Below are 21,343 nucleotides of genomic sequence, written 5' to 3'. Positions count from 1 at the left end.
CGCCACCCGCATCCGTCACACACTCACCTCACGGCACGCGCGGTAGAAGTCCTTCCAGCCGTCGCGCTCGCGGACCACCGCCTCCAAGTACTCCTGCCAGATCACCCGGTCCGCCGCCGGGTCACGGACGACCGCGCCGAGGATGCCCGCGGCGACATCTCCCGGCCGCAGCACGCCGTCCCCGAAGTGCGTTGCCAGCGCTAGGCCGTTGGTCACGACGGAGATCGCCTCAGCTGTCGAGAGCGTGCCGCTCGGCGACTTCACCTTCGTACGCCCGTCGGCCGTGACCCCGTCCCGCAGCTCGCGGAAGACGGTGACGACGCGGCGTATCTCGTCGATCCCCTCGGGCCCGGTCGGCAGATCGAGCGAGCGCCCGATCTGGTCGACGCGGCGCGAGACGATGTCGACCTCTGCGTCGGCACTCTCCGGCAGCGGCAGGATCACCGTGTTGAAGCGGCGGCGCAGCGCGCTCGACAGGTCGTTGACCCCGCGGTCGCGGTTGTTGGCCGTCGCGATCAGGTTGAAGCCGCGGACGGCCTGCACCTCCTGGCCCAACTCCGGTATGGGAAGGGTCTTTTCCGACAGGATCGTGATCAGCGTGTCCTGCACGTCGGCGGGGATGCGGGTCAGCTCCTCGACCCGCGCCGTCATGCCGTCGGACATGGCCCGCATGACAGGGCTGGGCACGAGCGCGTCGCGGCTGGGGCCGTGGGCGAGCAGCTGCGCGTAGTTCCAGCCGTACCGGATCGCCTCCTCCGGCGTCCCTGCCGTGCCCTGCACGAGCAGCGTCGAGTCTCCGCTGACGGCGGCCGCGAGATGCTCGGACACCCAGGTCTTCGCGGTGCCGGGCATGCCGAGCAGAAGCAGGGCGCGGTCCGTGGCGAGGGTGGTGACGGCGACCTCGACGATGCGGCGCGGCCCCACGTACTTCGGCGAGATCACCGTCCCGTCCGGCAGCGTGCCACCGAGCAGATACGTCGCGACCGCCCACGGCGAGAGCCGCCAGCGCTCGGGCCGCGGCCGGTCGTCCTGTGCGGCGAGCGCGGCCAGTTCGGCGGCGAAGGCGTGCTCGGCGTGCGGCCGCAGCACCTCCGCCTCCCCCGCGGGCGCGGCTGCGGGCGCGGATCCAGCGGATGCAGACGCGGGCTGGTCCTCGATCGTCGAGGTCGTCGAGTCGACGGACACGGTCATGGAGCGATCCCCCTCCAACTCGTCCGGACGCCTCTGGCCCGGATGTGATTCCAACCGTGCACCACGCCACTGACAATCGACCCGAGCATGCCTCTGACCTGCACAGACGCCGAGCACGGGGCTGATTGTCAGTGGCGGGATCTACCTTCGATGACATGACTCAGCAGGGGGTGCGCTGGACGGCGGATCAGGTCCTTGCCTTGGCACCTGACGCCCCGTCACGCAAGGCGGGAAGCAAACTCGGCGTCGCCGACCCATGGTCGGAGGCAGGCAGTTCGAGCGAGGGGACGGTGTGGGGACTGTGCAAGGGAAGTGGCAGCAAGCCGTATCAGACGGTTGTCGACATCGCGGACATCACCGGCGCGGCAGGCCCGGCGTACAAATGCAGTTGTCCGAGCCGCAAGTTCCCGTGCAAACACGCACTCGGGCTGCTGCTGCTCTGGGCGGCGGCTGGCGAGGAGCCATTCGGCGCGGCGCCGGACGCGGAGCCGCCGGACTGGGCGGCGGAGTGGCTTGCGGGGCGCCGCAAGAGAGCGGAGACGAAGCGGGCTTCGGACGCCGCGCCGGACTCATCACCCGCTGATCCCGAGGCCGCGCGCCGCAGGGCGGAGCGGCGGGCCGAGCGGGTCACGGCAGGAGTGACGGAGCTGGAGCGGCGCCTCTCGGATCTGCTGCGCGGCGGCATAGCCTCCGCCGAGCAGATGGGGTACGGGCCGTGGGAGGAGACGGCAGCCCGCATGGTCGACGCGCAGGCGCCCGGACTCGCCGCACGCGTAAGGGAGTTGGGAGCCATACCCTCCTCCGGTCCCGGCTGGCCCGTGCGGATGCTGGAGGAGTGCGCGCTCCTCCACCTCCTCGACCAGGGCTGGCTGCACCGCGGGCAGTTGCCGGAGGCCCTGGCTGCCACGGTCCGCTCCCGCACAGGCCTGCCCACGCCGGCGGAGGGACCGCCGGTGCGGGACCACTGGCTGGTGCTCGCGCAGTACGACACGGCGGACAGCAAGCTCACCACCCGCCGGATATGGCTGTACGGCGCGGAGTCCGGCCGGACGGCCCTGCTCCTGTCGTACGGAGCCGCGGGCCGCGCACCCGCACTCGCGCTGCCGGTCGGCCTCGCGCTGGACGCCGAGCTGACCGCGTACCCGGGCGCCGGGCAGCTGAGGGCCGACCTGGGCGAACAGTTCAGCGCCCCCGCGCCGACGGCGGCCCGTCCGCCGGGCGTACGGACGGAACAGGCCGCGCACAGCTACGGCGAGGTGCTGCGGGACGACCCCTGGCTGGATTCCTGGCCGGTGACGCTGAGCGAGGTGATACCGATCCCGTCCCCCGGTCCGTCCTCCGAAGGCTGGCAACTGGCGGACGCGAAAAGCGACATGGCCCTGCCCATCACGCCTTCCGCGGCGTCCCGTGCGGGGCTGTGGCGGCTGGTGGCACTCTCCGGAGGCGCTCCGGTGACGGTCTTCGGCGAATGTGGCCACGAGGGCTTCACCCCTCTGACGGCCTGGCCGCGCGGAGCGGGAGAGGCGGTCGCCCTGTGCTGACCGCCACGCCTCACCACCCGTCGCACCGATGCGTACTCCTAGAGCGCTGCCGCGTTCGAGGAGCAGCGCTGGGTTCGCACAACGCACCGCAGGGCCGTCCGTCGCTGCACCACAGCACCGCAGCGGCAGATCCAAACAGATCCGGTAGATCCGGCGTCCAAGACGGCAACTCCAAACGAAAGAACGAGTGATCCGTCCGAGAGAGGAGTCCACATGACCGGCACCACCGCACTCACCGAAGCGACCGTCATCCCTTGGGAAGACCTGGTCACCGCCGCGCTCCTCGGCACCGACCGCCGCACGCCCCCCGTACGAACCCAGGACAAGGACGCACCGACCGCTCTGCTGGACGCGGCAGCCGTGCAGACCGTCCGGCGCAGAGCCGGGCTTCGTCCCGCGCCCGCCGCGCCAGCTCCCGAGCCTGCGGCGGACGATCCCAGGCCCCTGGTGCCGCCATCGGCGCGGCGCAGGCTCGCCACGCTGCTCACCGACCACCCCGGCGCGGCCGGGGGTGGGCGCCGGGGCGCGGTGCCCGACCTGATGGAACTGCTGCCCCAATGGCTGGCGTTGGCCAACGACCGTGGCTTCGCCGCGCCGCCCGAGCTGCTTCCGGCCCTCCTGAACGCGGCCCGCGGACGTACTGACCTCCGGCCGCAGGCGCTCACCTTCGCGGGCCCGCGGGCCCTGTGGCTCGCGCGGCTCAACCCGGACTGGAAGTTCGCGCTCCGCTCCACTCCGGGCGGCGGGGTGTCGCTGCCCGCGCCCGAGGAGACGGCCCTGGTCCAACAGCTTTGGGAGGAGGGCCTGTTCGCCGAGCGCGTCGCCCTGCTCGGAGCGGTGCGGGCGCATGACCCCGCCGCCGCGCGGGAACTGCTCGCCACCACCTGGAGCACGGAGCGAGCGGAGGACCGCCTGATGTTCCTCGACTCCCTGCGCACCCAACTGTGCGACGCCGACGAGCCGTTCCTGGAGCAGGCGCTCACCGACCGCAGCCGCAACGTCCGCGCGACGGCGGCCGAGCTCCTCTCCGCGCTGCCCTCATCCGCCCTCGCCGCGCGGATGGCGGCCCGCGCCGCTTCATGCGTGGCCATCGACCATGCCCAGGGCACGAAGAGCACGCCGACGCTCACGGTCGAGGCGCCGCACGAGTGCGACGCGGGCATGGAGCGCGACGGCATCATTCCGAAGCCTCCCGCCGGTCGGGGCGAACGCAGCTGGTGGCTCGGCCAGTTGGTGGAGGCGGCACCGCTCGGCACCTGGCCGGAGCGGCTCGGCGGCCGGACCCCCGCCGAGATCGTGGCGCTGCCCGTGGCCGACGACTGGCAGAGCGAGCTGCACGCCGCGTGGTGCCGCGCGGCCGTGCGGCAGCGCGACGCCGTCTGGTCCCGGGCACTGCTCGGGGCTCCCTCGTCCCCCGATGCGGCGGGCCCCGGAGCGGCGTCGCTCGCCGAGCGCGCGAAGCTCCTCGCCGCGCTGCCCGCCGGGGAGCGGGCCGACTGGGTCGCGGGATTCATCGGGACGCACGGCCTCTCGGAGGCGTTCCAGCTGCTCGGCGTGTGCGCACTGCCCTGGTCGGAACCGCTGGGCCGGGCGGTGGTGGACGCGCTGAACATCGCGCGTGACGCCGGGAGTTACCCCTGGAGCTTCAGCGGGGTGATGGGTCTGGCGGAGCGCTGCCTCGACCCTGCGGAGGCGGTCCGTCTCGACGTACTGACGGCGATACCGGACGAGCCGGAGGACGCTTCCCCCGGCGCGGGCGGCTACTGGTCGGAAGCCTTCCAGCGCCTGGTCAGTACGTTGCGTCTACGCGCGGCGATGCGGGCGGAGCTGGGCGCGGAGCCGGGGCAACCGGGCGCGGCGCCGGAAGATCCGGGGGTGCCGTCATCTCCGGCAACTTAGGCAACCCCGCTGCTGAGACGGGGCGTCCGATGCCTCTCACCGAAGCCCCTGAGCCGAGGCAGGCGGTGCCTCTCACCGCAGCCCCTGAACCGAAGCAGCCCACGCCCCTCACCGCAGCCCCTGAACCGAGGCAGCCCACGCCCCTCAACAAAACCCTTGAGCCAAGGCAGCCCACGCCCCTGGCCGAAGCCCCGGAACCGAGGCGGCCCACGCCCCTCACCAAGGTCCCTGAGCCAAAGCAGCCGACGCCCCTCACCGAAGCCCCAGCCACCGCTTCACAGCAGCCGAACAGCTCTCCCCCGATCCAGAGGCAGCCGGACGCCTCCGCCCCGGGGCTAAGGCAGTCGGCCGCTCCCGGCGCAGACCAAGGCCGCCGAGGCGCCATCGCCCCGGAGCGAGAAAGGGCGGACGACGCCCCCGCCGCGGAGCGGTTGCCGTCAGGCGCCCGCCGGCTGGCGGACGTTCGCCCTGACCCAGTCCACGATCGAGGCCGTCGTCGCCCCGGGAGTGAAGATCTCCGCGACACCCTTCTCCTTGAGCGGCGCGATGTCCGCCTCGGGGATGATCCCGCCGCCGAAGACCTTGATGTCCTCCGCGTCGCGCTCCTTGAGGAGCTCGATCACGCGCGCGAAGAGCGTGTTGTGGGCACCGGAGAGGATGGACAGGCCGATCGCGTCGGCGTCCTCCTGGATCGCGGTGTCCACCACCTGCTCGGGCGTCTGATGCAGGCCGGTGTAGATGACCTCCATACCCGCGTCACGCAGTGCCCTCGCGATCACCTTGGCTCCGCGATCATGACCGTCGAGACCCGGCTTCGCCACCACCACGCGGATCGGACCGGCTGCCACACCCATCACTGCCTCCATGTACCGATATCCATCTGTCCAAGCACTGGCACCCCGTGCCGCACCGGCCGGGGAAGTGAACGAACGTTATCTCCAGCATCTCGCACCCGGCAGTTTCACGGTGGAGAGCGAGGGGGAAATCACACGATGGGACACGTTCGCTGCGCGCCACTCCCGTATCCAGCGGCATACGGACCGTTTTCGGGACGGCGCAAGGGGAGCCGCAACGAGGTCGCCGTGCCACCGCGCCGTCAGCTGCGCGCCGTGGTGATGCGGCGCATCGGCGATCGCGCCGGTATTCGGGGCGCGACATGCGCCGACCACGTACCGCCGTACGACCTCTGCCACGCCTCCCCACTACGGGCACACGGGGGACAGAGCCGTCCTCTCGCGTGCCGACCGGGAGGTCGACCATGACCGTCACCAGGGTCTTGCCCTTTCGCCCGCCCTGCCTCCAGTTGCCCGCCAGACTCGCGGGACTCTCCCTGGCCTTGCTGAAGGCGACCGCACTCGAGGTGGCCATCCTCGCCGGCCACCTCCTCCTGTACCCGTCGGGCATCGCCCAGGAACGCAGGGTCACCGCCGAACTGCCGCCACCCGACGCCCCCAGGCTCCCCGCGGAGCGCCGCCCCCCGGTCGTTCTCCTGCACGGCTTCATCGACAACCGCTCGGTCTTCGTCCTGCTGCGCCGCTCCCTGGCCCAGCACGCCGGGCAGCACGTGGAGTCCCTGAACTACTCCCCCCTCACCTGCGACATCCGCACCGCGGCCGAGCTGCTCGGCCGCCATATAGAGGAGATCTGTGAGCGCACGGGCCACCACCAGGTGGACATCGTCGGACACAGCCTCGGCGGCCTGATAGCGCGCTATTACGCGCAGCGCCTCGGCGGCGACGAACGCGTCCGCACGCTGGTCACCCTCGGTACCCCACACGAGGGAACGCGGGTCGTGCCGCTGGCCGACGCACACCCGATCGTGCGCCAGATGCGCCCCGGCTCGGACGTGATCGAGGAGCTGCGCGAGCCCGCGCCGGGCTGCCGGACCCGTTTCGTGAGCTTCTGGAGCGACCTGGACCAGCTGATGGCTCCCCTGGAGACGGCCTGCGTCAACCACCCCGACCTGATCGCACAGAACGTACGTGTCTCCGGTATCGGTCATCTCGCCCTGCCCGTGCACCCCGCGGTCGCCGCCGGAATCCGCCAGGCCCTCGACATGCCTGCTTCGGGAACCCCCGCGACGGGTGCCGAAAAGGGGCTGACCGTGGCCTGAGGAGCAGCTCCCGCACCCCTCGATGCGGGAAATTTGTCGAACGGATCTCGAACGCAGGGCCAAAGCTGTGCCCACAGTCCGCCGAAAGGCGGCCGAATGCCCGTTTCCTGAGAGCGTGAAACCTGCCGAAGATTGTCGCGCCCGCATACCGCCGGGTACAGTCGCCGCACTGCTCTGCCCCTGCTGCCGAGGCGAAAGAGAAGTTGGTGAACGACCGTCACCCGTCGGGGAGCTCAACACCCCCGGCCTCGGCACCCGCCGACTATGCGCCCTACGCGGCGTATGACCCGCAGAGCACCCAGCATGGCGCCTATGCCGGGTACGACGGCTACTCCACGGGGAGCTTCGACACCTCAGGCGGCTATGCGACGGCCGGTCCCGACACCGGAAGCTTCGCGTCCGACCCCCTCTTCGGCGACATGCCCGGCAGTCAGTACGACACCGGCCAGTGGTCCGCCACGGGGACGCAGCAGACGCTGAACTACGACCCGTACGCCGCGCAGCACCAGGCCGCGTACGACACCAGTGGTTACGAGACCGGCAGCTACGACACCAGCATGTGGTCGACCGGCGGCTATCAGCACCTCTCCGCCGACATCCCCGCGCAGCCGGGCCCCGACGCCACCGGCCAGTGGGACACCGCCGCCTGGAACCAGCCGCAGCACGAGCAGCAGCACCAGCCGCAGCAGACCGGCCAGTGGGAGACCCAGGCCTTCGACACCGGCGCGTACGACGCGACCGCGTGGAACTCCGGCGGTCAGGACATGACCTACGGGGCCACGGAGACGCTCGACGCGTACGGCACCCCCGAGCCGCAAGAGGCACACGGGACGTACGAGGCCCAGGACACGCCCGGAGCGCCCGACACGTACGAGGCACCCGAACCGTACGAGCATTCGCCTTACGACACCGGGTCCTACGCCTCCGCATCCCACGCCCCCGAGGCCTACGCACAACCGGCCCCCGCCGAGCACGAGTTCACGCCCGACGAGGCTCCCGCCGACTCACTCGGTCCGGTCGAGCCCAGCCGCCACGGCTCCGTCGGCGACGACGAACCGCCGGTCATGGACCGCTCGCACGGCTCGCGCTCGCGGGCCCGCCGCCGCTCCCCCGCCAAGCGCTCCGCGCTCTTCACCGTCGCCGTGCCCTCCGCCTGCGTGATGGGCGTCGCGGGTATCGCCGCCGCGTCCGTGGGCGACTTCGGCGGCGGGGACGAGAAGGAGGCGCAGGCGGCATCGGCCCCGGACCCCACGTCGGTCCAGCCTTCCGCCGCCAACAACAAGCTCGACACGCAGCTGGCGAACCTCTCCGCGGACGCCGGTGACTTCGCCGACCGCGCGAGCCGCACCCAGGAGCGCATCGACCTCAAGGCGGAGAAGGTCGCCGCCGAGAAGAAGGCCGCCGAGGAAGCCGCGCGCAAGGAGCGTCTGCGCCCCAAGTTCGCGCTGCCGGTCAAGCAGCACGGCCTGAGCGCGTACTACGGCCAGGCCGGCATCAACTGGATGTCCGCGCACTCCGGAATCGACTTCCCGGTGTCGTACGGCACCGAGGTGCTCGCCGCCACCGACGGCACCGTCTCCACGAAGTGGAACAGCGCCTACGGCAACATGGCGATCGTGACCGCCAAGGACGGCACGGAGACGTGGTACTGCCACCTCTCCACGCACAAGGTCTCCAGCGGTCCCGTCAAGGCGGGCGACCCCATCGCCTTCTCCGGGAACTCCGGCAACTCCACGGGACCGCACCTGCACTTCGAGGTGCGCCCCGGCGGCGGCTCGGCGATCGACCCGCTGCCGTGGCTGCGCAGCCACGGCCTCGACCCGACGTAACTCCGGCCGCCGCCCCCGGCGTTAGAGCTTCTCCACCGGCGCGTACCGCAGCAGCAGCCGCTTCGGCTTCGGCTCTCCGAAGTCCACCGTCGCCTCCGCGTTCGCGCCCGTGCCCTTCACTCCGACCACGGTCCCGAGGCCGAACTGGTCGTGCGTGACCCTGTCCCCGATCGCCAGCGCGACCACCGGCTTCTCCGTGGCGCGGCGCGTGGCGAAGCCCTGCGCGCCCCCGGTGCGCGAGCGCGACGACGACAAGGAGGAGGCGATTCCGGCCGCGGGCCCGGAGGATGCCAGCGCGCCGACCGAACCCTTCCGCTTCCAGTCCAGATGGGTCTCCGGGATCTCCTCCAGGAAGCGCGACGGCGGGTTGTACGAAGGCTGTCCCCAGGCGCTGCGCATCGAGGACCGCGTCAGATAGAGCCGCTCACGCGCGCGCGTGATGCCCACGTACGCGAGGCGGCGCTCCTCCTCCAGCTCCTTGACCTGGCCGAGGGAGCGCATGTGCGGGAAGACGCCGTCCTCCATGCCGGTCAGGAAGACGACCGGGAACTCGAGGCCCTTGGCGGTGTGCAGGGTCATCAGCGTGATGACTCCGGAGCCGTCGTCCTCCTCGTCGGGGATCTGGTCCGAGTCGGCGACGAGCGCGACCCGCTCCAGGAACTCGGAGAGCGTGCCCGACACGCCTGTGCCCGCGCCCGCTTCCTCTCCGCCTTCCGCCTCTCCTTCGCCTTGTCCTTCGCCGCCTTCACCGGATTGCGCGGCCTCGCCGTTGTCGTGCTCGAACTCCAGGGCCACGGCGGCGAGTTCCTGGAGGTTCTCGATGCGGGTCTCGTCCTGCGGGTCGGTCGAGGCCTGCAACTCGGCGAGATACCCGGTCCGTTCGAGCACGGCCTCCAGGACGACGGCGGGGCCCGCGCCGGACTCGACGACGGTCCGCAGCTCCTCCATCAGCACGTTGAACCGCTTGACGGCGTTCGCCGAGCGCGCGGCCATTCCGTACGCCTCGTCGACGCGCTTCAGGGCCTGCGGGAAGGAGATCTTCTCGCGCTGCGAGAGCGCGTCGATCATCGCCTCCGCGCGGTCGCCGATGCCCCTCTTGGGTACGTTGAGAATGCGCCGCAGCGGGACGGAGTCCTCGGGGTTGGCGAGCACGCGCAGATACGCGAGGACGTCCCGGACCTCCTTGCGCTCGTAGAAGCGGACGCCGCCGACGACCTTGTACGGCAGGCCGACGCGGATGAAGATCTCTTCGAAGACACGGGACTGCGCGTTCGTCCGGTAGAAGATCGCGACGTCGCCCGCCTTCGCGTCGCCCGCGTCGGTGAGCCGGTCGATCTCGTCGGCGACGAACTGCGCCTCGTCGTGTTCGGTGTCGGCCACATAGCCGGTGATGCCCGCGCCCGCGCCCGCGTTGGTCCACAGGTTCTTGGGGCGGCGGCTTTCGTTGCGCTCGATGACGGCGTTGGCCGCGGTCAGGATCGTCTGCGTGGAGCGGTAGTTCTGCTCCAGGAGGATCGTCGTCGCGTTCGGGTAGTCCTCCTCGAACTGGAGGATGTTGCGGATCGTGGCGCCACGGAAGGCGTAGATCGACTGGTCCGCGTCACCCACGACGCACAGCTCGGCGGGGTCGTCACCCTCGCCCCCGGAAGGGCCAACCAGCTCGCGCACCAGGGCGTACTGGGCGTGGTTCGTGTCCTGGTACTCGTCGACCATCACGTGCCGGAAGCGGCGGCGGTAGTGCTCGGCGACGTCCGGGAACGCGCGGAACATGTTGACCGTCGTCATGATCAGGTCGTCGAAGTCGAGGGCGTTCGCCTCGCGCAGGCGCGACTGGTACATCGCGTACGCCTGGGCGAGCGTCTTCTCGAAGCCGTCGGCGGCCTGGCCTGCGAAGGTCTCCTCGTCGATCAGCTCGTTCTTCAGGTTCGAGATCTTGGCGCTGAAGGACTTCGGCGGGAACTTCTTCGGGTCGATGTCCAGATCGCGGCAGACCAGTGCCATCAGGCGCTTGGAGTCGGCGGCGTCGTAGATCGAGAAGGAGGAGGTGAAGCCGATCGTCTTCGACTCGCGGCGCAGTATCCGCACGCAAGCGCTGTGGAACGTCGACACCCACATCGCGTTGGCCCGCGGCCCCACGAGCTGCTCGACGCGCTCCTTCATCTCGCCCGCGGCCTTGTTCGTGAACGTGATCGCCAGGATCTGCCCCGGGTGCACGTGCCGCTCGGCCAGGAGATACGCGATGCGGTGCGTCAGGACCCGGGTCTTGCCCGAGCCCGCGCCGGCGACGATGAGCAGCGGGGCGTCCGCGTGCACGACGGCCGCGCGCTGGTTCTCGTTCAGCCCGTCGAGCAGGGCCGCCGGGTCGATCACGGGGCGCGGGGCGCCGCCGCGATAGTGCGTGTCCCGGGGTGCGGGCGCGTCGAACTTCCCGTCGAACAGATCATCCGGAATGGACTCCGGGGCACTGTCCTCGGGCGGCGGCGGGTGCTCTTCCTCCGAAGCCCGCGAGGGCTTGAGGTCCGCCAGGAAGCTGTCATCAAAGAGGCTGCTCATCGCCTCCCGAGTCTAGGCGGCCCCACTGACAACCCGCCCCGGGTTCCGGCCACGTCACATGCCTACGCCCCGAGCGCGAACGGTCACGCTCCGCCATGGCACGGCGTGCCCGCGTCAAGAGCTTCGTAAAGTAACGAAAATGTATCGGGCATATCGAACATCAACCTTCACACGGACCACACGAGTTGGCTAGCGTGCTCCGCGGGCCGCTCGTACTCCCACCGGCGAACCCCGCCGGGAACGGGTGGCCTCCGCCGAGTTCGATCTCCTCGGAACCGGGGACCCACCAAGAACTTGGGGTGAATCGGTCCCGTACGAAGTACGGGACTGTAGGGCAACCTTCCGGAACCATCCGCCCGAACCCGACAGCTAACCCGGTAGGCGGTCTACGGAAGGAGTCGCCTCCCTTGGCGTCGCACCGCAAGCCGCGGACCCGCATTGCCGGCCTACGCGCCACCCCCGCCCTCGGCATCACGACGGCGGCCCTCACCTCCGTGGCTCTCCTGTCACAGAGCGCGCAAGCCGCACCGTCCGCGCCGCAGAAGCCCAGCCTCGAAGAGGTCCAGAAAAAGGTCGACGACCTCTACCACCAGGCGGGCGTGGCCACGCAGAAGTACAACTCGGCCAAGGAGCGCACCGACAAGCAGCGCAAGAAGGTCGACACCCTTCTCGACGACGTGGCCAAGCGCACCGACAAGCTGAACGAGGCCCGCCAGGAGCTGGGCGCGTTCGCCGCCGCCCAGTACCGCACCGGCGCCGTCTCCGAGACCGCCACGATGATGCTCGCCGACGACCCGCAGGGGTACTTCGACCAGAATCACCTGTCGGACCGGCTGACCGCGCGCCAGAAGAAGGCCGTCGACGACTACCAGACGGAGCAGGCCTCGGCGACGAAGCAGCGCACCAAGGCCGCCAAGAGCCTGGAGACGCTGAGCGACTCGCGGGACGATCTCAGGACGAGCAAGCAGACCGTCCAGAAGAAGCTGGGCCAGGCGCGCACGATGCTCTCGGAGCTGACCGCCGAGGAGAAGGCGCGGCTCGCGGCGATCGAGAAGAAGAAGGAAGAGGCGGCCAAGCGCAAGGCCGCCGAGCTGGCCCGCAAGCAGGAGGCCGAGGCGGAGGCCAAGCGCAAGGCGGCGGAAGAGGCCGCGGCGAAGGAGCGCGAGGAGAACAAGGAGACCCCTGACTCCGGCTCCGGTTCCGACACCGGCTCCGGCGGCACGGGTTCCGGATCCGGCTCCGGCTCCGGCTCCGGCGACACGGACAGCGGTTACGCGACGAAGGCCGCGAAGGTCATCAACTTCGCAGAGGCGCAGATCGGCAAGCCGTACGTGTGGGGCGCCACCGGCCCCGACTCCTACGACTGCTCCGGGCTCACCCAGGACGCGTGGAAGGCCGCGGGGATCTCCCTGCCGCGTACGACGTGGGACCAGGTGAAGGTCGGCACGACCGTGAAGACCGCCGACGCCAAGCCGGGTGACCTGGTCTTCTTCTACGACGACATCAGCCACGTGGGCATCTACATCGGCGACGGCAAGATGATCCACGCCCCGAAGCCGGGCGCGAACGTCCGCGTCGAGTCGATCTACTACATGCCGATCCACAGCGTGGTGCGGCCCGCGTAACCGTCACACGAGACGCAGCACAAGAAAATGGCCCTCCACGCGCGCGTGGAGGGCCATCTCTTTGCTTCCGCGGGTCGGCTCAGGTCCACAGCACCGCGATGAAGATGTTCACGACGGTCAGCAGCCCGACGGCGCCGAACATCCCCTTGTCCACCTTCTCCTCGTCCCGTTTCACATAGACCAGCGCGAGGATCACGATCAGCACGGCCATCTTGATGCCGATCTTGAGGTTGTTGACCGGGTTGTCGTCCGCCTGGTTGAGGCCCACCAGGATGACGCCCGTGACGAGCATCGTCAGCGCGCCGTGCAGCATCGCCGGGTTGAAGCGGGCCGTGCCCTGGCCCATCTGCTTCATCTGGGTGAGGAAGCCGCCCAGGAGGGAGGCGATGCCGATGATGTGCAGGCCGACGAAGAGATGGGTGAGAACGTCCATGGTTCCGGAGCCTAGCCGGGGCCTTATCACCACTCCGTAGCCAGGTGGGGCACAAGCGCCGCATCGGTCACGCGCGTACGCGAAGGACGTGCGGCCCGGCGAATGGCGCAGTCACCTACGGTCACCTTCCAGAACACTTCCGTCAGTTGCGCACATTCCGTCACCAACCCGTGACGCCCAGGTTTAGCGTCCTTCGTCAGGTGCCCGGCTCCCCACCGCCGCCCGGACCAGGGGCGGCAGTCGGACACCACCGCCGAGAATCCGGCGGCGGTCCGCTCCCCCTGTGCGGGCCGCCGCCGGACCCTTAAGGAGCCCCCTTCGTGGCAGCGCACCGCAAGCCCAAACAGCGCTCGCTCAGTGGCCATACGGCCCGCACCGCCGCCACCATCGCCCTCGCCGGGGCCGCGACAGCCACCGCCTTCGACGGGACGGGACACGCCGACCCGCGACTCAGCCCGGCCGAGGTGAAGTCCAAGGTCGACGCGCTCTACCGCGAGGCGGAGATCGCCACCGAGAAGTACAACGGCGCCAAGGAGAAGGCCCAGAGCGCCGAGAAGTCACTGGGCGAGCTGCGCGACGAGGCGGCCCGCAAGACGGAGAAGCTCAACTCGGCGCGCGAGGGCCTCGGTTCGATCGCCGCCGCGCAGTACCGCAGCGGCGGCATCGACCCGGCCGTCCAGCTCGCGCTCTCCTCCGATCCCGACCAGTACCTCGAGCGCGCCGCGCTCGCCGACCGGGCGGACAGCCGCCAGGCCGCGGCCGTCACCGGCGTGCAGAAACAGCTGCAGGAGATCGACCAGCTGCACACCGAGGCCGACGACACCCTCGCGCACCTCAAGTCCCGCCAGGCGGAGCTGAAGAAGCACAAGAAGACGGTCAACGGAAAGCTGGACACGGCCAAGCGGCTCCTGTCGCAGCTCACCGGCGACCAGCGCGCGGAGCTCTCGGGCGATGACAGGGCGTCCCGTACGGCGGCCCGCGACGGCATGACGGGCGGTACGGCCAAGGCTCCCAACTCCCGTGCCTCAGCGGCCGTCTCGTACGCCCACAAGGCGCTCGGCAGCCCGTACGTATGGGGCGCCACCGGCCCCGACGCCTTCGACTGCTCCGGGCTCACCCAGGCCGCCTACCGGGCGGCGGGGGTCGATCTGCCGCGCACGACGTACGCGCAGATCGCCGCGGGCGAGCGGATCCCGCGCTCCCAACTCCAGCCCGGCGACCTGGTCTTCTTCTACCAGGGCATCAGCCATGTCGGCCTCTACGTGGGCAACGGCCAGATGATCCACGCCCCGAACCCGAGCGCACCGGTGCGCCTCGCGCCGATCAGCCAGATGCCCTTCGCGGGGGCGACGCGGGTGGCGTGAGGACGTCCTGCGGGTGCCATGAAGGGCCCGCAGAGGGCGGCGGGGAAGGGGGTTGAGGAGCCGCTCGGCCCCCGCAGGTACTGTCAGGGGCATGCCCCGCCGTACGCTGCCGCCGCCCCCGCCACCTGCCTATCTGCGCACCTGGCCAGACCGGAACGCGCTCCTGCACGACCGCGGCATGGCGCTCGAGGAACTGCGCAGGCGGATCCTGGGCCTGCACCGGATCCTGCTGCTCTGGCTGTTCGGGCTCGGCTGCGTCATCGGCTGGGCGCTCCTGACGGTGCCGCTGGAGATGATCGAGGACCACGATGTGATGGCCATCGTCATGGTCCCGCTCTGCGCGATCCTGGGCCTGGGAGCCATCGCCCCCTGCGTCTACGGAGTCGTGGCCGGCATCCGCAGCGACCGCAAGGCCCGCGAACTCACCGACAGCTGGCTGGCGCTGGACAGCCACCCGGCATCGGACTCCGCCCTCCGATCCCCCGGCCTCAGCCTCTGCTGGCTCCTCTCGTCCCTCCTCGTGTGCGCGCTCGGCCTGTGGGCGTCCTTCGCGTCCGCCGCCTACGCCGAGCCGGGACGGGACTCGTACAGCGACGTCGTGCTCGGCATGGGCGCGGGCCTCATCCTGTGGCTGACTGGCCTGATCGGCATCACCAAGGCGGTGGGCCACTACCGCTGGGCGATACGGAAGTTGGGCCCCGCCGCACGGGCCACCCCGGCGGCGAGCAGCGCGCACCGCTGAGCCAGGGCCCGACCGTCAGACCAGCCGCCGCGCCGTAGCCCACCGCGTCAGCTCGTGCCGGTTGGAAAGCTGGAGCTTCCTCAGCACCGCCGACACATGCGACTCGACCGTCTTCACGGAGATGAAGAGCTGCTTGGCGATCTCCTTGTAGGCGTACCCCCGCGCGATGAGCCGCAGCACCTCGCGCTCGCGCTGCGTGAGGCGGTCCAGGTCCTCGTCCACCGGGGGCGCGTCGGTCGACGCGAACGCGTCGAGGACGAACCCGGCGAGGCGGGGCGAGAAGACCGCGTCGCCGTCCTGCACGCGGAAGATGGAGTCGACTAGGTCGGTACCGGTGATGGTCTTGGTGACATAGCCGCGGGCACCGCCACGGATGACTCCGATGACGTCCTCGGCGGCGTCCGAGACGGACAGCGCGAGGAACCGCACGGGGCGCTCGGCATCGGACATCAACGGCGCGCAGCGGCGCAGCACTTCGACCCCGCCGCCGCCCGGGAGGTGCACGTCGAGGAGCACGACCTCGGGGCGCGTCGTCGTGATGACCGTGACCGCCTGGTCGACGTCCGCGGCCTCGCCGACAACCTCGACACCGGTGATCGCGGTCCTGCCGATCTCCGCCTGGACACCCGTGCGGAACATCCGGTGGTCGTCGACGAGGACGACGCGCGCACGGCGGCTCTCCTGGTCACCGCCGACGGCAGCACCGGCTGGATCGGCCGCGCCGGCCGCATCGGCGGGCTGAGCCGGTTCGGCAGCCCCGGCCGTGGCCTCCGTGTTCGGTTCGGCCGCGGACGGCTCGGCCGCACCCTCTGATCCGCCCCTGGGCCCCACGGGCTCACTCGCGTCGCTCATGTCGTCGCCGTCCTCTCCATCTCCAGCTCGACTTCCGTGCCGCCCCCCGGCACCGCGCGCAGCCGCGCCGTGCCGCCGTTGCGCTGCATACGGCCGATGATCGATTCTCGTACGCCCATGCGGTCGTCCGGCACGGAATCCAGATCGAAGCCGGGGCCACGGTCGCGGACGGACACGAACACCGTCTCCCCCTCGACTTCGGCGAAGACCTGCACCGCACCGCCCTCGCCACCGTACTTGGCGGCGTTCACCATTGCTTCCCGCGCGGCCTGCATCTGCGCGGTCAGCCGGTCGTCGAGCGGGCAGTCGCCGACTATGACGACCTCGATGGGCACTCCGTGCTTGTCCTCCACCTCCGCGGCATTGCGCCGGACCGCTTCGGCGAGGGTGTCGGGCTCATCCGCCTCGTCCTTGCCCGTGCCCTCCGGTTTGTAGAGCCATTGGCGCAGGTCCCGCTCCTGGGCACGGGCCAGGCGGCGCACCTCCGAGGCGTTCTCGGCGTTGCGCTGGATCAGGGTCAGGGTGTGCAGGACCGAGTCGTGCACATGGGCGGCGACCTCCGCCCTCTCCTGCGCGCGGATCCGCATCAGCCGCTCCTCGGAGAGGTCCTGCATCATGCGCACGAGATAGGGGCCGGCGAGCAGCGCGACACCGACGAGGACCGCGAGCGCGGCCTGCAGCACGGAGCTGAGGTGCGAGGTGGAGCCCTGCAGCACGACGATGCCGCTGACACCGGCGCCGACGAGCAGCACTCCGGCCCCCGCGCGGGCGATGGTCAGGGTGCGCCTGCGTCGGCCGACGGCCATCCAGCGGGCCCGGCGGGCGTTGTCGGCCTGCCGCCAGACGAGCGCGACGCCGGCGGCGACGAGCAGCGTCGGGAAGAGATAGGCCTTGGTCGAGCTGCCCAGGTCCACATTGCCGACGAAGACCATGGCGACGACGACCATCGCGAGCAGCGCGACGAGCTGGCCCTTGTCCGGCTTGCGGGCCACGAGTCTGCGGCGTCCGTCGGGCGCCGTCTCGGTGGTCACGGCGGAGGGCGGTCGCTGGGCGTCGACCCCGCCGACGCCCAGCGGCACGAAGAACCAGAACGCCGCGTACAGCAGCGCGCCCATCCCGTCCGCCATGGACAGGCCGACGAAGATCAGCCGCACCCAGACGACGGGCAGGCCGAGATGACCGGCGAGGCCGCGCGCGACCCCGCCGAGCCAACGGCCGTCACCGCTGCGATAGAGCTTTCGCAGCGGCCGCTCGTCTTCGATGGATACTGCTGCGGCTTCCGGCATGCCTCCGATATTCACACGCGTACGCGGGCGGGGGCATCAGGGTCGACCCCCGAGACGTCCCTGATCTCCGCCCCGGACACAGGGGGTGCGGAGGCCGGGGCAGGGACGTGTCAGGGGCGATCTCAGGGTTCGGCCAGGGTTGTCCCGACTGCCGCGGTGGCCTCCGGCCCGTCACCATGGACACATGACAGACGAGCAGCCCGCCGGGACGGGCCCGCAGGCCGCGCCGCGCGATCCTCTCACCGCCACGGCGCAGGAGCCGGGCGGGCCGATGGACGTGCGGGCCTTCCGCCGCGACCGCCGGCACAAGAAGCTGGGCGGCGTGTGCGCGGGTCTCGGTCAGCACTGCGACATGGATCCGGTGATCTTCCGGATCGGGCTCGCGCTCCTCTCCGTCACGAGCGGGCTCGGCCTTGTCTTTTACGGCTTCGCGTGGCTGTTCGTCCCCTTCGAGGACGAGGAGGAGAACGAGGCGCGCAGGCTCCTCTCCGGCCGTGTGGACGGCCAGGCCCTGACGGCCGTGCTCTTCGCGCTCGTCGGCTGCGGCGTCTTCCTCTCCTTGCTGAACAACGGCGGGGCGCTCACCTTCGCGGCCGTCCTCGCCCTGCTCCTCGCGGGCGCGGGGTACTGGTCGCAGCAGCGCGGCACGACCGACCCCGATCCGGTGGCGGCCCAGGCCGTGGCGGACGCCCCGCCCGAGGCGAAGGCGCCGCCGGTGGCCGGTGCGCCTTCGTGGTGGCGGGACCCGATCGTCAAGGACGGCACGCACGACGGGATCTCGGGCTATTTCTGGGGGCCCGAGGGAGTGGCCGTCCAGTATCAGCCCGACCCCCCGCACGGGCGGATACGGCAGCGGGAGCCCGCGGTGGCGCCCAGGCCCAAGCAGCGCGGTCCGCGCTGGATCGGCGGCTTCGTCTTTCTGGGAGCGCTGCTGGCGGGCGGCCTGGGCACCGGCCTCACGTGGGAGGAGCAGCCGCTCGGCACCAGCCTGCAGACCGGCCTCGCCCTCGCGCTCGCCGTGTTCGGCATCGGCATCGCTGTCAGCGCCTTCCTCGGGCGCACCGGCGTGGGCTCGATCGTGCTCGCGGTGATCACAGCCGGGCTGCTCGCGGGCTCGGCCGCACTGCCCAAGGACATCAGCACCACCTGGGCGGAGACGGAGTGGAAACCGACCGCGACGGAACAGGTCAAGCCTCGCTATGAACTGGGGACGGGCCTCGGCACACTCGACCTGACCCGGGCCGGTCCCGGCAAGGGCGAGACGCTGAGCACCAGCGCCGAGGTGGGGGCGGGCCAGGTGAAGGTGATCGTGCCGAAGAACAGCACGGTGAAGCTGGACGTGGAAGTGGGCATCGGCGACATCCAGTTGCCGGAGGACCGCAAGGGCGACGTGGACATCGCTCCGGGCAAGGAGAAGACGGTGACGCTGAACCCGCCCGCGGGAAGCAAGGACGGCGGCACGCTCGAGCTGCACGTCGAAGTGGGCATCGGACAGGTGGAGGTGAGCCGTGCTACGTCATGAGTTCCATCCCGGCAAGCTGGTCCTCGGTCTGTTCCTGCTGATGGCGGCCATCGCCTACGCGGGTGACGCGGGCGGCGTCTGGGACACACCGTGGTTCGTGGTGTTCCCGCTCATGCTGGCGGGTCTGCTGCTCGGCGGCGCTGCGGCAGCCGTGTCCTACGGGATACGCGGCCGGCCCAGGGCCCGCACAGCGGATCGCACCTCGGGCCGGACGCCGGACAGCACGGCGGACCGAATAGCCGACCGCCCGGTCGACGACTCCCGGGACGCCTAGCCGCCCCAGCCCGAGCCGCCCCAGCCCTGCCCTGCCCGCCCTGCCTGCCCCAGCCCGGCCTGGCCCGCGGCTCAGCCGAGCCCCGACCCGTACTTGCGTCGGGCCGCGAGCATCGCGTCCAGCGAGAAGATGGACGCGCCCGCGAGGATCAGCGGGAGCCAGGCCATCAGGTAGGCCAGGTCGTTGCCGTAGTAGTAGGGCTCGGTGGACCAGCTCACGGTCAGCCAGAGGCTGAGCGAGATCAGCGCACCGCCGAGCGCGGCGATCCGGGCGAAGAGGCCGACGAGGGTGCCGATGCCGACGGCCAGTTCACCGAGGGCGATGGCGTAGCCGAAGCCGACCGGGCTCTTGAGGGAGAGGTCGACGAGGGCCGGGACGGCGGAGATGTCGCGGACGCCTTCCATCATCTCGCCGATGGACCCGGCGCCACTGGCCGACATGAAGGCGCTGTCGGTGAGCTTGTCCAGGCCCGCGTAGATGAAGGTGACCCCGAGGAAGACCCGGAGCGGGAGCAGGGCGTATCGGGAAGCGCTCTCCCGCCAGCCGCTGCTTCTGACGTAGCTGGTGTGGCTGTCGGTACGCATGCCGTGAGCCATCGCTCTCGCCGCCTCTCCCGTTGACCCGCTTCGCCCATGGACCCGTCATCTGACGATACGTACGAACAGGGGGGCCTGCTCAGTGGCTTGCATCGAATTCGCGAGGACCGGCCCGGCGCGGAGCCGGGGTGCTCAGTCCGTGACGTCGATCGTGCAGCGGTTCGTCTCCACGCCCGCGGCCGTGATCACCTGGACGTCGACCCGCCCCGGCTCCACGTCCACCGGGACGGGAACGGTCAGGGCCGCGTCGGTCGGGTTGGTGAAACCGCCCGGCACGGGGACGAGCGGCACATGGACGTGCACGGTTCCGATGCGAACGACCATACGGGCGAGGCGATCGGCGGTCTGCGCGCCCGGAGGCACGAATCCGGCGCCGCGGATCTCGATGTCGTCGCCCGTGCGGATGGGGGCGTCGAGATCGCCCGCCTCTCGGGCACGCACCACGGAGAGGATCACGGGCCGGCCGCCCTCGGCGTACTTGCCCGCGAGGTACGTCGCCGCCGACACCAGGACGAGGAGGGCGAGCCCCCACGGCAGGTCGGGCAGCTGCTCGGGACGGCGCGCGAGGCGTACGGCGGCGAAGATCATGGCGACGGCACTGACCAGGATGTACTGCGCGTCCGCGAAGCTGCCGCGGCCCGCGTCGTCGGTGAGCAGGTCGGCGGCCCGGGGGCGGTCGGCGGGCACCTTCTGCAGCCGCTGGCCAAGGACGCGCAGGCCCACCACGCGGCGTACGAGCACGGCGATCCCGCAGACCACGGCGAGGACGGTCACGGCGCCCGCGGCGCGGGCCAGGTCGAGCCCGGCGATCAGCTCGTCCCGTTCGCGGTGCCCGGACGCCCCGGCGAGCTCGCCCACCAGGACGAGCACGGCGAAGACGACGAGCAGGACCCAACAGGCGGCGACCGCGCGGGAGGTGGAGAGGCGGTTGTCCTCGCCGATCAGCGGCGCGAGGATTCCGCCGCGCGCCCGGTGCACATATCCGGCACCGGTCAGCAGGCCGCCGACGACCACGGCCGCGAGTACTCCGGCGGTGCGGGCGAGGGTCCACCCGGCGCCGATCGCGGTGAGCGCCTGGACCAGGAGCAGGACGCCCACGGCCACCCAGACGACAGCGGCGGTGCGCCGCCACTGCAGGCCGAGCCAGGCCTGGCCCTCGGCCCGGCCGCGTTCGGCGATGTCGCGCGCGGACTGGGTCAGCTCGTCCGACACCCACTGCCGGGAAGCGCCCGCCGAGTGGGCGACCGCCGCGGGCAGCCCCTGGCCCACCGCCAGCTCGTCGCGCTTGGCGAGGAATGCGGCCACGGCACGCCGATGCCCCTCGCGCGCACCGTGCGGGCAGTCGCCGCATGTGCAGCCGCCCCCGTGTGCGCCCTGCCGCGCCTCCTGCACCGCCACCGCGTACGCCGCCTTCCCCGCCCTCGTTCGAGCACCGAAACGTGAACTTCCTTGCGATGAAAGGGGATTGTGCCGTACTGGAAGGCGATCGGGTTCCCCGGGTCAGGTCAGCGAGGGTGAATGCG

The 21,343-nt window shown here is 71.0% G+C and carries 17 protein-coding genes and 1 riboswitch; of the genes, 9 read left to right on the top strand and 8 right to left on the bottom strand.

All coding sequences use genetic code 11. The annotated features are described in order from the left end of the window. Nucleotides 1-15: 15 nt before the first annotated feature. Nucleotides 16-1,191 carry an AAA family ATPase gene (locus tag ABZ833_RS31820; RefSeq protein ID WP_361053723.1) on the bottom strand — a complete coding sequence of 392 codons (1,176 nt, stop codon included), beginning with the start codon at nucleotides 1,189-1,191 and terminating at the stop codon, nucleotides 16-18. A gap of 155 nt (nucleotides 1,192-1,346) precedes the next feature. Here ABZ833_RS31820 and ABZ833_RS31815 point away from each other — a divergent pair, with 155 nt between their 5' ends. Further along, entirely contained in the window at nucleotides 1,347-2,732 is a 1,386-nt protein-coding gene (locus ABZ833_RS31815) for an SWIM zinc finger family protein (RefSeq protein WP_361053720.1), read from the top strand. A 213-nt stretch (nucleotides 2,733-2,945) separates the two neighbouring features. Beyond that, nucleotides 2,946-4,631 (top strand): DUF5691 domain-containing protein, encoded by a 1,686-nt coding sequence (locus ABZ833_RS31810; protein WP_361053717.1) that lies wholly within the window; start codon nucleotides 2,946-2,948, stop codon nucleotides 4,629-4,631. Between the two features lie 437 nt (nucleotides 4,632-5,068). Here ABZ833_RS31810 and ABZ833_RS31805 read toward each other — a convergent pair whose 3' ends face one another. Then, the gene (locus ABZ833_RS31805) at nucleotides 5,069-5,485 is read right to left on the bottom strand and encodes a cobalamin B12-binding domain-containing protein (protein WP_160506729.1); all 417 of its coding nucleotides are present in this window, start codon (nucleotides 5,483-5,485) and stop codon (nucleotides 5,069-5,071) included. A 404-nt stretch (nucleotides 5,486-5,889) separates the two neighbouring features. Here ABZ833_RS31805 and ABZ833_RS31800 point away from each other — a divergent pair, with 404 nt between their 5' ends. Together ABZ833_RS31800 and ABZ833_RS31795 are read left to right on the top strand one after the other, a co-directional pair. After that, nucleotides 5,890-6,744: an alpha/beta fold hydrolase gene (locus tag ABZ833_RS31800; RefSeq protein WP_361053714.1), complete on the top strand. Its 855-nt coding sequence runs from the start codon at nucleotides 5,890-5,892 to the stop codon at nucleotides 6,742-6,744. A gap of 206 nt (nucleotides 6,745-6,950) precedes the next feature. Continuing rightward, complete coding sequence (locus ABZ833_RS31795; RefSeq protein WP_361053711.1) at nucleotides 6,951-8,573, top strand: M23 family metallopeptidase; 1,623 nt, start codon at nucleotides 6,951-6,953, stop codon at nucleotides 8,571-8,573. Between the two features lie 21 nt (nucleotides 8,574-8,594). Here ABZ833_RS31795 and pcrA read toward each other — a convergent pair whose 3' ends face one another. After that, nucleotides 8,595-11,126, bottom strand: a complete 2,532-nt coding sequence (gene pcrA / locus ABZ833_RS31790) for a DNA helicase PcrA (RefSeq protein ID WP_361053708.1) — start codon at nucleotides 11,124-11,126, stop codon at nucleotides 8,595-8,597. Between the two features lie 242 nt (nucleotides 11,127-11,368). Further along, a riboswitch (cyclic di-AMP (ydaO/yuaA leader) is annotated at nucleotides 11,369-11,526 on the top strand. A 7-nt stretch (nucleotides 11,527-11,533) separates the two neighbouring features. On the opposite strand from pcrA, the gene ABZ833_RS31785 reads away from it, so the two are divergent. Next, complete coding sequence (locus ABZ833_RS31785; protein WP_361053705.1) at nucleotides 11,534-12,751, top strand: NlpC/P60 family protein; 1,218 nt, start codon at nucleotides 11,534-11,536, stop codon at nucleotides 12,749-12,751. A 79-nt stretch (nucleotides 12,752-12,830) separates the two neighbouring features. Here ABZ833_RS31785 and ABZ833_RS31780 read toward each other — a convergent pair whose 3' ends face one another. Next, on the bottom strand, nucleotides 12,831-13,184 hold the full coding sequence (locus tag ABZ833_RS31780) for a hypothetical protein (protein WP_190084477.1): 354 nt from the start codon (nucleotides 13,182-13,184) through the stop codon (nucleotides 12,831-12,833). Between the two features lie 320 nt (nucleotides 13,185-13,504). Between ABZ833_RS31780 and ABZ833_RS31775 the strand changes: the two genes are divergently transcribed. Both ABZ833_RS31775 and ABZ833_RS31770 read left to right on the top strand, forming a co-directional pair. After that, nucleotides 13,505-14,548: an NlpC/P60 family protein gene (locus tag ABZ833_RS31775; protein ID WP_361053701.1), complete on the top strand. Its 1,044-nt coding sequence runs from the start codon at nucleotides 13,505-13,507 to the stop codon at nucleotides 14,546-14,548. Between the two features lie 91 nt (nucleotides 14,549-14,639). After that, nucleotides 14,640-15,290, top strand: a complete 651-nt coding sequence (locus tag ABZ833_RS31770; protein WP_361053698.1) for a hypothetical protein — start codon at nucleotides 14,640-14,642, stop codon at nucleotides 15,288-15,290. Between the two features lie 15 nt (nucleotides 15,291-15,305). On the opposite strand, the gene ABZ833_RS31765 is transcribed toward ABZ833_RS31770, so the two are convergent. Beyond that, on the bottom strand, nucleotides 15,306-16,142 hold the full coding sequence (locus ABZ833_RS31765) for a response regulator transcription factor (protein ID WP_361053695.1): 837 nt from the start codon (nucleotides 16,140-16,142) through the stop codon (nucleotides 15,306-15,308). Then, nucleotides 16,139-17,428: a PspC domain-containing protein gene (locus tag ABZ833_RS31760; protein WP_361053692.1), complete on the bottom strand. Its 1,290-nt coding sequence runs from the start codon at nucleotides 17,426-17,428 to the stop codon at nucleotides 16,139-16,141. The genes ABZ833_RS31765 and ABZ833_RS31760 overlap by 4 nt, the downstream gene beginning before the upstream one ends. 184 nt (nucleotides 17,429-17,612) lie before the next feature. Between ABZ833_RS31760 and ABZ833_RS31755 the strand changes: the two genes are divergently transcribed. Together ABZ833_RS31755 and ABZ833_RS31750 are read left to right on the top strand one after the other, a co-directional pair. After that, complete coding sequence (locus ABZ833_RS31755) at nucleotides 17,613-18,950, top strand: PspC domain-containing protein (RefSeq protein ID WP_361053689.1); 1,338 nt, start codon at nucleotides 17,613-17,615, stop codon at nucleotides 18,948-18,950. Further along, entirely contained in the window at nucleotides 18,937-19,224 is a 288-nt protein-coding gene (locus tag ABZ833_RS31750; RefSeq protein ID WP_361053686.1) for a hypothetical protein, read from the top strand. The genes ABZ833_RS31755 and ABZ833_RS31750 overlap by 14 nt, the downstream gene beginning before the upstream one ends. 71 nt (nucleotides 19,225-19,295) lie before the next feature. On the opposite strand, the gene ABZ833_RS31745 is transcribed toward ABZ833_RS31750, so the two are convergent. Together ABZ833_RS31745 and ABZ833_RS31740 are read right to left on the bottom strand one after the other, a co-directional pair. Beyond that, the gene (locus tag ABZ833_RS31745) at nucleotides 19,296-19,820 is read right to left on the bottom strand and encodes a DoxX family protein (RefSeq protein WP_361053683.1); all 525 of its coding nucleotides are present in this window, start codon (nucleotides 19,818-19,820) and stop codon (nucleotides 19,296-19,298) included. Nucleotides 19,821-19,952: 132 nt separating this feature from the next. After that, a complete protein-coding gene (locus tag ABZ833_RS31740; RefSeq protein ID WP_361053680.1) occupies nucleotides 19,953-21,218 on the bottom strand; it encodes a hypothetical protein in 1,266 nt (421 codons plus the stop codon). Between the last annotated feature and the right edge of the window lie 125 nt (nucleotides 21,219-21,343).

It is taken from the genome of Streptomyces sp. NPDC047525 (assembly GCF_040643025.1).
GTDB classification, from domain to species: Bacteria; Actinomycetota; Actinomycetes; order Streptomycetales; family Streptomycetaceae; genus Streptomyces; species Streptomyces durmitorensis.
Note: the sequence above shows the minus strand (reverse complement) of the source record. Positions and strands in the feature narration are given on the sequence as shown.

What these genes read in the sequence shown, in the direction of transcription:
- ABZ833_RS31760 (WP_361053692.1), bottom strand. Translation starts at nt 17,428, where the DNA reads ATGCCGGAAGCCGCAGCAGTATCCATCGAAGACGAGCGGCCGCTGCGA.
- ABZ833_RS31810 (WP_361053717.1), top strand. Translation starts at nt 2,946, where the DNA reads ATGACCGGCACCACCGCACTCACCGAAGCGACCGTCATCCCTTGGGAA.
- ABZ833_RS31815 (WP_361053720.1), top strand. Translation starts at nt 1,347, where the DNA reads ATGACTCAGCAGGGGGTGCGCTGGACGGCGGATCAGGTCCTTGCCTTG.
- ABZ833_RS31755 (WP_361053689.1), top strand. Translation starts at nt 17,613, where the DNA reads ATGACAGACGAGCAGCCCGCCGGGACGGGCCCGCAGGCCGCGCCGCGC.
- ABZ833_RS31745 (WP_361053683.1), bottom strand. Translation starts at nt 19,820, where the DNA reads ATGGCTCACGGCATGCGTACCGACAGCCACACCAGCTACGTCAGAAGC.
- ABZ833_RS31780 (WP_190084477.1), bottom strand. Translation starts at nt 13,184, where the DNA reads ATGGACGTTCTCACCCATCTCTTCGTCGGCCTGCACATCATCGGCATC.
- ABZ833_RS31820 (WP_361053723.1), bottom strand. Translation starts at nt 1,191, where the DNA reads ATGACCGTGTCCGTCGACTCGACGACCTCGACGATCGAGGACCAGCCC.
- ABZ833_RS31765 (WP_361053695.1), bottom strand. Translation starts at nt 16,142, where the DNA reads ATGAGCGACGCGAGTGAGCCCGTGGGGCCCAGGGGCGGATCAGAGGGT.
- ABZ833_RS31805 (WP_160506729.1), bottom strand. Translation starts at nt 5,485, where the DNA reads ATGGGTGTGGCAGCCGGTCCGATCCGCGTGGTGGTGGCGAAGCCGGGT.
- ABZ833_RS31770 (WP_361053698.1), top strand. Translation starts at nt 14,640, where the DNA reads ATGCCCCGCCGTACGCTGCCGCCGCCCCCGCCACCTGCCTATCTGCGC.
- ABZ833_RS31800 (WP_361053714.1), top strand. Translation starts at nt 5,890, where the DNA reads ATGACCGTCACCAGGGTCTTGCCCTTTCGCCCGCCCTGCCTCCAGTTG.
- pcrA (WP_361053708.1), bottom strand. Translation starts at nt 11,126, where the DNA reads ATGAGCAGCCTCTTTGATGACAGCTTCCTGGCGGACCTCAAGCCCTCG.